Below are 10,655 nucleotides of genomic sequence, written 5' to 3' on the forward strand. Positions count from 1 at the left end.
CGGCCAAGGGCGACCGGGTCTCGGTGTTCAACCAGATGACCGAGACGCACCGGGTCCGCGACCTGGCGAAGATGATCTCCGACCGCACCGGCGTCGCCGTGTCCAACCTCCCCAACCCGCGCAACGAGGCCGACGAGAACGACCTGCACGTCGCCAACGACCGGTTCCTGCACCTCGGGCTCACGCCGATCACGCTCAGCGAGGGCCTGATGGAGGAGGTCACCGAGATCACCCGCAAGTACGCCGACCGCTGCGACCGGAGCAAGATCCCCTGCGTCTCGGTCTGGAGCAAGGACGCCGCGGCCGCGAGGGCAGCGGAGGACGTCGCACGATGACCGACGCCGGGCCGTCGGTCACCCGGCGCGCCATCAAGGAGGGCTTCCCCCACCGGAACCTCAAGTCCACGATCATCCCGCTCCCCGACTTCGGCGTCGTCTACGTGAAGAACCCGAAGGCGGCGTGCTCGACGCTCCTGCTGTGGCTCGACCGGATCCACACCAACGACTTCGAGCACGAGTTCGGCAACATGCACACCCAGCACCGCCTCCCGCTGGTGACCGACGTCGGCTGGCCGGAGGTCTCCCGGATGCTGTCCGGGTCGGCCTACCGCTTCACGTTCGTCCGCAACCCGGTGCGCCGGTTCGAGTCGGCGTACTGGGACAAGATCGTGCACTCGCGCCAGTGGCGGCCGGAGGTGCAGCGCGTCCTCGGCCTCCCCGAGGACGAGGACTCCTCGCTCACGTTCGAGCAGTTCCTGGACGCGGTCGAACAGCAGTCCCCGGCCGAGATGAACCCGCACTGGCGTCCCCAGCACCTCAACCTGTTCCACCCGCTGGTCACCTACGACAGGGTCGGCAGGCTGGAGTCGTTCGACGCCGACCTCGAGAGGATCCGCGAGGAGGCGGGGCTCCCGAAGGTGCCGCTGGGCGTCCGCAACACCTCGAAGCACAAGGACGGCACCAGCGTGTACGACGGGCGGCCGGACCTGGTCCGCCGGGTCGAGCAGGTCTTCGCGGCCGACTTCGAGATCTACGGCTACTGACGCGACGTGTCCGGGTCCGCCCCGGCGGCCCCGGACGCGTCCGCGTCGGTCGGCGACGGCCGCGCCGCCTCGCACGCCGAGATCACGCGCCCGACGTAGTCGAACACCTCGCTGCCCGTCGGCGGCGTCGCGGCCGCGCGCGGCGCCGCGCCGAACCGCAGCCCCGGCACCGGCTCGGCGAACCACTCCGCCTCGATCCGCTCGTTGACCGGCTCGCACAGCTCCCGGATCTCCCGGCGGGTGTCGGCCGACATCAGCTCGAGGTCACCGGCCGGGGCCAGGTCGTAGATCGACCGGGCCACCCGGGTGCGGAGGTCGCGGTCCTCGAACCGGTAGGCGTTGAGGATCCGCAGCCCCAGCGTGTCGATCCCGCGCACGCTGTCGTAGCGCGGCGGCGTGAAGGCGGCGAGCCGGTCGTGGACCGGCCCCCGGACGCCGGCGACCTCGAGGACGCGTCGGCTGATCGCCGCCCCCTCGCGCAGGTCGTCGTAGGACAGGGCGTGGAAGTTCTCGGCGCCGACCAGGTCCCGCCAGCGCGCGAACCGCGCGTGGTAGTCGAGCAGCTCCGGCCCGCGGTCCCGGACGAACTCGTCGAGGGAGCGGGTCTCGCGGTTGGCGTACTGGTCGACGATCTGCTTGTAGTAGCTCTCGACCCATGCGTCCTGGCGCCGCAGCACGAGGACCACCTTGACCCCGCCGAAGCCCGAGAACCGGGCGAGGAGCTGGTCCGGCGTCGGCCCGCCGGTCGGGCGCCCGAACTCCTCCGAGGAGATCAGGACCGTCGAGACCGACGCGGGCAGCTCCTCCAGCAGCGCGGCCCGCAGCGCCCGGTGGCGGACGCGGGGCCTCGCGAACAGGGTGTGCCCCGACTGCGCACCCTCCCGGGTCCGGGGCCGGTCCCCGACCGGGATGCCCGTGGTCGGGTAGAGCACCCCCGCGTCCAGCAGCTCGGCGCGGTGCGCGCTCCAGAGCCCCTGCAGGTAGGTCGTGGCGGTCTTGTGGAGCCCGACGTGCAGGACCAGCGTGACGTCCTTCGCACGCCGCGGGGTCATGCGCCCGCGCCGGTGCCGCGCTCGGGAGCGGGGAGCCGCCCGCGGCCGGAGCGCAGGTCCCGGATCCGGTCGACCGCGAGCGCCGGCAGCGAGCGGGTGAGCGAGCGCCGCTGCTTGCTCTCCATCATCAGCGACGAGTCGCGGCGCCGCTTGAAGATGATCGTGTCGGGCACCACCACGTGGCGCCACCCGCGCTCGAGGGTCTCCACGGCGAACTGCCAGTCCTGGTAGGAGAGCCCGTTCGGGATGTCCCGGTGCACGTAGGGCACGTCGAGGTGTGCCTCGCGCGGCGTCAGGCAGAGCGAGTCGTAGCAGTTGCGCAGCGCCAGGAAGTAGGGCGTGAACAGCTCCGAGTCCGAGTCGACGTTGTGCAGGACCGCACGCACGCCGTCGAAGATCATGTTGACCTCCGGGTGGGCGATCACCCGCTCGCCCCGCTCCTCGGCCGCCACCAGGGCGGCGACGCCCTCGGCCAGCCAGTTCTCGCTGAACAGGTCGTCGCTGTCGAGGAACGCGACGAACCGGCCGTCCAGGCGCGGGACCAGGGCGTTGCGCACCCGGCCCAGGTCGCCCTCGGTCATCACCCAGCGCTCCCAGTGGTCGAACGCCGGCTGGTTGAAGTAGGCGGTGGTCGCCTCGGTCGCCCGGTCGAGCGCGATCACGGTCTGCACGGTGAAGCCGCGGGCGCGCGCGGCGGCGACGGCGAGGTCGGCCGAGTGCATCGTCGGCCCGCACACCAGCGTCTCGTTGTGGGCGGTCACCACCAGGGAGAGGTCAGTCATCCTGCGCGGCCCCCTTCGGCTCGTCGCGGTCCGTGGGCGGGGCGGGCTCCTCGCCGAGCAGCAGCCCGGCGGCGGCCTCGGCGAAGCGGTCGACCGACCGCTCGGCCAGCAGCCTGGCCCGCAGCCGGCCCGCGCGCTCCCGCGCCGCCTCCGGCGCCTCGAGCACCGAGCGGAGCGCGCGCACGTAGGCGTCCGCGCCGGCGGTCTCCGCCACCGGCCACGCGTCGTCGTCGCCGAGCACCTCCCCGGTGCCGCCGACCCGGGTGCCCACGACCGGGACCCCGGCCGCGCCGACCTCGAGCAGCTGGTGCGGCACGCCGTCCCAGCGCGCCGTGTGCAGCCACGCGTCGGCCTCCTCGAGGGGCAGGCCGGCCGTGACGGACGGGCCGGCCTCGAGCACGACGTTCGGCGGCAACGGGCCGCCGGGCGCGCGACCGTCCACCCACACCCGGAAGTCGACGTCCGGCATCGCCGTCGCGATCTCCAGCAGAGCCTCGACGCGACGCTGCCGTCCCCACGACCCCGCCCAGAAGACCTGGGGCCGGGCGTCCGCCGCGCGGGCGACGGGGACCACCGGTGCCGGCACCGGGTCGATCGGCGAGCGCAGCAGGTGGATCCGCTCCCGGTCCCCGGCCGGCACCTGGTAGGTGGCGTCCAGGTGGTCGCGGAAGTGGGCGTTGTCGGTGATGACGCCGGCGATCCGGTCGAACGTCCGGTAGAAGTAGTGCGGCGCCCAGCCGTCCCACGTCCCCATCGGGGTCTGCTCGTTCCCGCTGAGGCAGAGGAAGAGCCGCTCGGACGCCGACAGGGCGAGCGTGTAGGTCCGCATCGCGCGGAAGAGCAGGCGCGAGCGGACGTTGACGATCGCGTCGGCGTGGAAGGTGCGCAGGAGCGTCACCAGCGTCTGCTCCGCCTCCGCCTGGCGGACCTCCTCGTCCTCGCCCGGCAGGTCGCGCAGGTAGCGCGCGAGGTCCACCTGGCGCACGCCGGGCGGGTGCCGGTCGAAGGGCTTCGCGATGCTGTCGTCGGTGTGGATCACCACGATCTCCGACGGGTCGACGTGCCGGGCCAGGGCGTGGGTCAGGTGGCCCTCGACGCCGAGGTCCGGTGCCCGGCGGGCGCGGTTGACCACGAGGACCACGCGCGCACGGCGGAACCCCGCGGCCTCGTGGGAGCGGTGCAGCGCCGACATCCCCGCCACCACGTCCGGGGTCGTCAACGGGAACAGCAGCGACCGGGTGACGGCCGGCCACGCCGCGCCGACCAGCGGCTCGATCTCCGCGGCGCGGGCCACCATCTCCCCCAGCGTCCCGGTGCGCAGCCGCTCGTTGAGGTCCGCGCGCCGGGCCCCGAGGCGGTCGACGACCTCCGCCGGCTCCAGGCCGATCAGCGGCGCGATGAGGTCGGGCCGCGGCACCGGGTCCGCGGACTCGCCCGCCGCGCGTCCGCGCCGCAGCCAGTCGACGTACGGGTGGGTGCCGTCGGGCGCCTCGGCGCGCTGCGCCAGGTAGTTCGCCATCGAGAAGTCGGGGTGGGGGCTCGTCCCGTCCGCGACGCCGTGCTCGAGGAAGTGCGCCACCAGGTCCACGTCGGTCCACATCAGGTCCCGGCGCTGCAGCAGGTAGTGCAGGGTGTCGAAGTGCGCGCGGACCAGGTCCTGCTCGGCGCTGACGCCGACCCGCATCCGGCTCTCCGCGTGCTGGACGGCCTCGTCGACGGTCGGACCGAGGTTCGTGGTCCGTCGCTCGACCCCCTCGGGGAGCCGCCCCACCGGCGCGGCCCCGGCACTCGGCGGGGTCGTCGACCGCCGACCGGTCGCCGACCGCCGCACGCGGCCGCCGGCGCGCCTCAGCCGCAGGTACTGCTCGTGCACACGGCCTGCCACCCCATGCCTCCTCTTCCCACGCTGCCAGATCATTTCGACAGTGCCCCGAGCGGGCGGCACTCACCCTAACCAGCCGGGCGTGCCCCGACGCGACCGCCCGCTGTCGATGCCGGGCGGCGGGCGCTCACTGCGCGCGGAACCACTCCCAGGTACGGCGCAGCCCCTCGTCCAGCGGGGTGCCGGGGTCGAAGCCGAAGGCGTCGCGCGCCTTGTCGATCGCGCACCAGGTCCGCAGGATCTCGCCCGCCCGGAAGTCCTCGTACACCACGTCGAGCTCGAGCCCCGTCACCCGGCGCATCGCGTCGAGCAGCTCGTTCACCGTGGTCGGCGTCCCGCTGCCGAGCTGGTAGGCGCCCTCCGCGCTGCTGCCGACCGCCGCGCGGATCGCCGCGACCAGGTCGCCGACGAAGAGGAAGTCGCGCGCCTGGCCCCCGTCGCCGTAGACCACCAGCGGGTCACCGCTCAGGATCTGCTTGAAGAAGTGCGCGACGACGGACCCCTTGTGGAACGACCGCGGCCCGTAGATGTTGGAGAACCGCAGCGCGCAGCCGCTGAGCCCGAACGAGCTCGCGTAGGCGCTCAGGTAGCCCTCGAGCATCAGCTTCGAGGCGCCGTACGGCGAGGTCGGGTGCGGCGCCATCTCCTCGTGCACCGGCGGCTCCACCTCACCGAGGATCGCGCCGCCCGTGGAGGCCGCGACGATCCGGCCGATGCCGGCCTCGCGGCTCAGCTCGAGGAGGTTGAACGTCCCGACCACGTTGTTGTCGAAGTTGTGGGCGGGGTTCTCGATGCTGTCCATGACCCGGGTGTCCGCGGCCAGGTGCACCACGGCGTCCTGACCCTCCAGCGCGCGGGCGAGCGTGTCCCGGTCGCGCAGGTCGCCGTGGACGAACCGGACGGCGCCCAGGTCCAGGTGCTCGCGGCTGCCCAGGCTCTCGTTGTCGATGACGGTCACCTCGTCGCCCGCGGCGACGAGGTGGTCCGCGAGGTGGCGGCCGATGAAGCCGGCTCCACCCGTGATCAGAACTCTACTCACGAATCATCCTTCACTCGTGTCACGTCAGCCCACCCTAACCGTCGGGCGGCCCGGGGCCGCGCACGACCGGCCTCAGCGCAACAGCGGCTCGACGGCGGACCGGATCGCGTCCGGGAGCGGGGTGACCGGCCGGGCCGGGTCGGTGTTGTCGACGTACACGTGGACGAAGCGGCCCTCGGCCTTGGCGAACGCGCCCTCGCCGTCGGGGTCGCCCTGGAAGAGCCCGATCCGGTAGATCACCGACGACCCGCCGACCTTGTCGACGACCAGTCCGAGGTCGACCGGGCGCGGGTAGCCCATCTCCGCGAAGTAGCGGCACGAGACCTCCGCGACCACGCCGATCTGCGGGAGGTGCCGGATGTCGGTGCCGGTCGCCTCCGCGAGGTGGGCGTTGACCGCGGTGTCGATCAGGTCGAAGTAGCGGGCGTTGTTGAGGTGGCCGTAGGCGTCGTCGTCGGACCACCGCGTGGTGGCCTGTCGCCAGGCGACGTACTCGCTGCGGTGGGGGCGGTCTGCGGGCATCAGGCGGGCTGTTCCTCTCGCTGGTCCTCGCGCAGGCGCTGGCTGATCACGGCCGAGACCCCGTCCCCGCGCATGGTCACACCGTAGAGCGCGTCGCCCACCTCCATGGTCCGCTTCTGGTGGGTGATCACCAGCAGCTGGGAGTTCTCGCGCAGCTCCTCGTAGATCTCCAGCAGGCGGCCGAGGTTGGTGTCGTCCAGCGCCGCCTCGACCTCGTCCAGGATGTAGAAGGGCGAGGGCCGCGCCTTGAACAGGGCCACCAGGAACGCGACCGCGACCAGCGAGCGCTCACCGCCCGACAGCAGCGAGAGCCGCTTCACCTTCTTGCCCGGCGGCCGGGCCTCGACCTCGACGCCGGTGGTCAGCATGTCGGACGGGTCGGTCAGCACCAGGCGGCCCTCGCCGCCGGGGAAGAGCCGGGCGAAGGTCTGGTCGAAGGCGCGGGTCACGTCGGCGTAGGCCTCGGTGAAGACCTGCTCCACCCTGGTGTCGACGTCCTTGACGATGTCCAGCAGGTCCTTGCGGGTCGAGCGGAGGTCCTCCAGCTGCTCGGAGAGGAACTGGTGGCGCTCCTCCATCGCGGCGAACTCCTCGAGCGCGAGCGGGTTGACCCTGCCGAGCATCGACAGCGCCCGCTCGGCCGCCTTGAGGCGCTTGACCTGCTCCTCGCGGACGTAGGGGACGGTGCGGGGCTCCGCGTCCTCCCCCGCGCCCTCCCCCGCCTCCGGGTCGGCGTCGCCCGTGGCGCCGGCCGGGTCCTCGGGGGCGTCGAGCACCGGGACGGGCTGGTCGGGACCGTACTCGGCGACGAGGGCGTCGGACTCCAGGCCGAGCTCCTCCAGGGCGCGCTCCTCGAGCTGCTCGATCCGCATCCGCTGCTGGGCGCGGGCCAGCTCGTCGCGGTGCACCGAGCTGACCAGCTCCGCGTGCTCCCGGTCGAGGTCGCGCAGGCTGCCGCGGACGGTCATCAGCTGCTGCTCGCGCTCGCGCCGGGAGTCCTCGATCGCGGTCCGCTCGGCGACCGCCCGGCCGACGGAGACCTCCAGCCGGTCCAGCACGTAGCCCGCGGCGAGGACGACGGCCTCGCCGGCGCGGCCCTCGCGCACCAGCCGCGCGCGGCGCTCCGCGGCCTTGGCCCGCGCCTGGCGCTCCGCCGCGGCCGCCTTCCGCATGCCGTCCACGCGACCGTGCAGCGCCCGGCCGCGCTCCTCGGAGGTGCGCAGCGCCAGCCGGGAGTCCATCTCGGCCTGCCGCGCCGTCCGGGTCGCCTCGACCAGCCGCTCCTGCTCGGTGGTGTCCGGCTCCTCCTCGGTGCTCTCCTCGGCGGAGGCGAGCCGCTGCTCCAGCTCGGCGAGCCCGACCAGGGCCTGCTCGCGGGCGGACTCGGCCTTGCCGATCGCCTCGGTGAGCCGCTCCGCCTCGGCCCGCGCGGAGCGCGCCTGGGAGCCGTACTGCCCCAGCTCCTCCGCGACGGCGGCGAGCGTGGCGTCGGACTCGTGGAGCTTGGCCAGGGCGACGTCGACCCGCTGCCGGACCTCGGACCGCTCACCCTCCAGCCGCGCCAGGTCGAAGCCCAGGCGCTCGCCGGCGGCGGTCGCCTCGGCCAGCGACTCGGCGGCCTCGTCGACGGCGGCCTGGATCTCGATCAGGGACTGCTGGGCGTTCGAGCCGCCCGCGGCGTAGTGCGCGCCGAGCAGGTCCCCGTCGCGGGTCACCGCCACGACGTCGGGGAGGTCGGCGACGAGCACGCGCGCGGCGGCCAGGTCGTCGACGACCGCGGTCTTGTGCAGCAGCCGGGTGAGGGACCCACGGACCTCGGCGGGGCACTCGACGACCTCGGCGGCGTACGTCGCGCCCGGCGGCAGGGCCGGCCAGTCCGCGCGGTCGTCGGGGTGGCCGCCGAGCAGCAGCCCGGCGCGGCCCAGGTCCTCGGAGCGGAGGTGGTCCAGCGCGCCGACGGCCGCGTCGGCGTCGGTGACCGCCACCGCGTCGGCCGCGGCCCCGAGCGCCCCGGCGACGGCGCCCTCGTAGCCCGTGCGGACGGTGACCAGGGCGGCGACGGAGCCGAGCAGCCCGGACACGGTCTCGGTCGCGGCGAGCAGGGCGCCGGCGCCGTCCTTGCGGGCCAGGCCCAGCTCGAGGGCTTCCTTGCGGGCGGCGAGCGCGGACCGGTCGCGGTCGGCCTGCTGCGCCTCCTCGCGGGTCTTGGCGAGCCGCTCGTCGATGGCGTCCAGCGCCGACGCAGCCGCCTCGTGCTCGGCGTCGAGCCCCTCCTCGCCGGCGTCCAGGCCGGCGACCTGGGTCTCCAGCGCGGTGAAGTCGCGCTGTGCGCGGTCCGCCCGGGCGGCCGCGTCCGTGCGGGCCTGCTCCAGGCGGCCGATCTCCTCGGCCGCGGCGCCGGCGCGCGACTTGAGCGCGTTCACCTGGCCGTGCAACCGGGCCAGGCCCTCGCGTCGGTCGGCGGCGGCGCGCAGCAGCGCGGCCACCCGGCGCTCCTCGGCCGCGGCGGCCTCCTCGGCCCGCTTCCGCTCGGCGACCGCCGCCTCCAGCGCCCGCTGCTGCTCGGCGACCTGCGCGGCGATCTCGGCCTCCTGCGCGGCGAGCCGCTCGGCCTGGGCCTCCAGCTGCTCGGGGTCGCGGGCCGGGTCGCCCAGCCCGCTCTCCTCGCCGACGGCGCCCGCGTTGCGGACCCGCTCCGAGGCCAGGCTCCGGGTGCCGCGGACGCGCTCCCGCAGCGCGTTCAGCGCGGACGCGGCCTCCTGGGCGGCGGCCAGCGCGGGCAGGTCCTCGCGCAGCGCGGCCTCCAGCTCGGCCTCCCGCTCACGGCCGGCGGCGACCGCGCGCTCCACCTCGTCGCGGCGCGCGGCCAGCGCCGTCTCGTCCGCGAGCTCCTGCTCCAGCGCGGTGCTGGCGGTGACCAGGTCGTCGGCGAGCAGCCGGGCGCGGGCGTCGCGGACGTCGGCCTGCACGGTCGCGGCCCGCCGGGCCACCTCGGCCTGCCGGCCCAGCGGCTTGAGCTGGCGGCGGATCTCGCTGAGCAGGTCGTTGAGGCGCGTCAGGTTGCCCTCGGTGGAGTCCAGCTTCCGCAGCGCCTTCTCCTTGCGCTTGCGGTGCTTGAGCACGCCGGCGGCCTCCTCGATGAAGCCGCGCCGGTCCTCCGGGGTCGCGTGCAGGATCGAGTCGAGCTGGCCCTGGCCGACGATGACGTGCATCTCCCGGCCGATGCCGGAGTCGCTCAGCAGCTCCTGGACGTCCAGCAGCCGGCACGGGGTGCCGTTGATGGCGTACTCCGAGCCGCCGGTGCGGAACATCGTGCGGCTGATCGTCACCTCGGAGTAGTCGATCGGCAGCGCGCCGTCGGCGTTGTCGATGGTGAGCACCACCTCGGCACGCCCCAGCGGCGGTCGCCCGGAGGTGCCGGCGAAGATGACGTCCTCCATCTTCCCGCCGCGCAGGGACTTGGCACCCTGCTCCCCCATCACCCACGCCAGCGCGTCGACGACGTTGGACTTGCCCGAGCCGTTGGGCCCGACGATGCAGGTGATCCCCGGCTCGAGCTGGAGGGTGGTGGCGGACGCGAAGGACTTGAACCCCTTCAGGGTCAGGCTCTTCAGGTACAACGCGGGCTCCCAGGGTGGTCGGCGGTGCCGGAGGTGCTGCGCGACTCGCCGCCGAGGCGGTGACCGCGGGGGAAGCCAGCGGCCACCAGACTAACCGGCAACAGGCTCCAGGTCGGGGACGCGGTGCCCATCGGCCGCGGCCTCGTCGGCGTGAGCGATGTGTCCGAGCTGCCGCCAGACCAGCGCCAGGGTCACCCCGGAGCCGACGAAGGCGAACCAGAACGGCGCCAGCACGCCGCCGACGTGGGCGACCGCCCCGCCCGCGGCGGCGCCGAGCACCATGCCCCCGTAGACGCCCACCAGGTAGACCGATCCCACCCTGCCCTGGAACTCCGTCGGCACCGCCCGCTGGCGGACGGCCTGGGACAGGGCGCCCCACACGAACGCGTAGAGGCCGAACCAGAACAGGATGCCCATCGCGACCCACGCGCTCCGGTTGAGCGCCAGAGCGAGGTGCATGACGACCTCGGCGAGCAGGCAGGCACGCATCAGGAAGGCCAGCGGCAGGTGCCGCTCCAGCCACCCGTACCCGAACGTCGCGATCACGCCGCCGACCGCGGAGCAGGTGGTGAGCAGCCCGTACCCGACCGGGCCCATGTGGAGCACGTCGAGGGAGTAGAGCACCAGCACCGACCACGCGGCGCCCCAGGTGAAGTTGAAGGCCAGGATCACCAGGGTCAGCGTGCGCACCGCCGCGTGGCCCCACAGCCAGCGCA

The 10,655-nt window shown here is 74.1% G+C and carries 8 protein-coding genes and 1 pseudogene; 2 read left to right on the plus strand and 7 right to left on the minus strand.

Annotated features, from left to right (window positions below; translation table 11 throughout):
- Together ABLM29_RS21465 and ABLM29_RS21470 are read left to right on the plus strand one after the other, a co-directional pair.
- Positions 1–335: pseudogene (locus ABLM29_RS21465) on the plus strand (NAD-dependent epimerase/dehydratase family protein); the annotation flags it as partial.
- Entirely contained in the window at positions 332–1,042 is a 711-nt protein-coding gene (locus tag ABLM29_RS21470; RefSeq protein ID WP_349716647.1) for a sulfotransferase family protein, read from the plus strand. The pseudogene ABLM29_RS21465 and the gene ABLM29_RS21470, both read left to right, overlap by 4 nt.
- On the opposite strand, the gene ABLM29_RS21475 is transcribed toward ABLM29_RS21470, so the two are convergent.
- The 7 genes from ABLM29_RS21475 to ABLM29_RS21505 form a co-directional block, all read right to left on the minus strand.
- Complete coding sequence (locus tag ABLM29_RS21475) at positions 1,036–2,094, minus strand: hypothetical protein (RefSeq protein WP_349716648.1); 1,059 nt, start codon at positions 2,092–2,094, stop codon at positions 1,036–1,038. The genes ABLM29_RS21470 and ABLM29_RS21475 overlap by 7 nt on opposite strands.
- Positions 2,091–2,876 (minus strand): glycosyltransferase family 2 protein, encoded by a 786-nt coding sequence (locus ABLM29_RS21480; protein ID WP_349716650.1) that lies wholly within the window; start codon positions 2,874–2,876, stop codon positions 2,091–2,093. Before ABLM29_RS21480 ends, ABLM29_RS21475 begins: the two co-directional genes overlap by 4 nt.
- On the minus strand, positions 2,869–4,761 hold the full coding sequence (locus ABLM29_RS21485; protein ID WP_349716651.1) for a glycosyltransferase: 1,893 nt from the start codon (positions 4,759–4,761) through the stop codon (positions 2,869–2,871). The genes ABLM29_RS21480 and ABLM29_RS21485 overlap by 8 nt, the downstream gene beginning before the upstream one ends.
- Positions 4,762–4,885: 124 nt before the next feature.
- A complete protein-coding gene (locus ABLM29_RS21490) occupies positions 4,886–5,797 on the minus strand; it encodes an NAD-dependent epimerase/dehydratase family protein (protein WP_349716652.1) in 912 nt (303 codons plus the stop codon).
- A gap of 72 nt (positions 5,798–5,869) precedes the next feature.
- Positions 5,870–6,319 (minus strand): acyl-CoA thioesterase, encoded by a 450-nt coding sequence (locus ABLM29_RS21495; RefSeq protein WP_349716653.1) that lies wholly within the window; start codon positions 6,317–6,319, stop codon positions 5,870–5,872.
- Entirely contained in the window at positions 6,319–9,939 is a 3,621-nt protein-coding gene (gene smc / locus ABLM29_RS21500; protein WP_349716654.1) for a chromosome segregation protein SMC, read from the minus strand. The genes ABLM29_RS21495 and smc overlap by 1 nt, the downstream gene beginning before the upstream one ends.
- Before the next feature lie 90 nt (positions 9,940–10,029).
- On the minus strand, positions 10,030–10,655 hold a 626-nt coding region (locus ABLM29_RS21505; protein ID WP_349716655.1), incomplete at its 5' end, for an MFS transporter.

The sequence above is a fragment of the Nocardioides sp. YIM 152588 genome (assembly GCF_040191335.1).
Lineage (GTDB): Bacteria > Actinomycetota > Actinomycetes > Propionibacteriales > Nocardioidaceae > Nocardioides.

Excerpts from the sequence above, each read along its gene's own strand:
- ABLM29_RS21480 (WP_349716650.1), bottom strand. The coding sequence starts at position 2,876 with ATGACTGACCTCTCCCTGGTGGTGACCGCCCACAACGAGACGCTGGTG.
- ABLM29_RS21475 (WP_349716648.1), bottom strand. The coding sequence starts at position 2,094 with ATGACCCCGCGGCGTGCGAAGGACGTCACGCTGGTCCTGCACGTCGGG.
- ABLM29_RS21470 (WP_349716647.1), top strand. The coding sequence starts at position 332 with ATGACCGACGCCGGGCCGTCGGTCACCCGGCGCGCCATCAAGGAGGGC.
- ABLM29_RS21495 (WP_349716653.1), bottom strand. The coding sequence starts at position 6,319 with ATGCCCGCAGACCGCCCCCACCGCAGCGAGTACGTCGCCTGGCGACAG.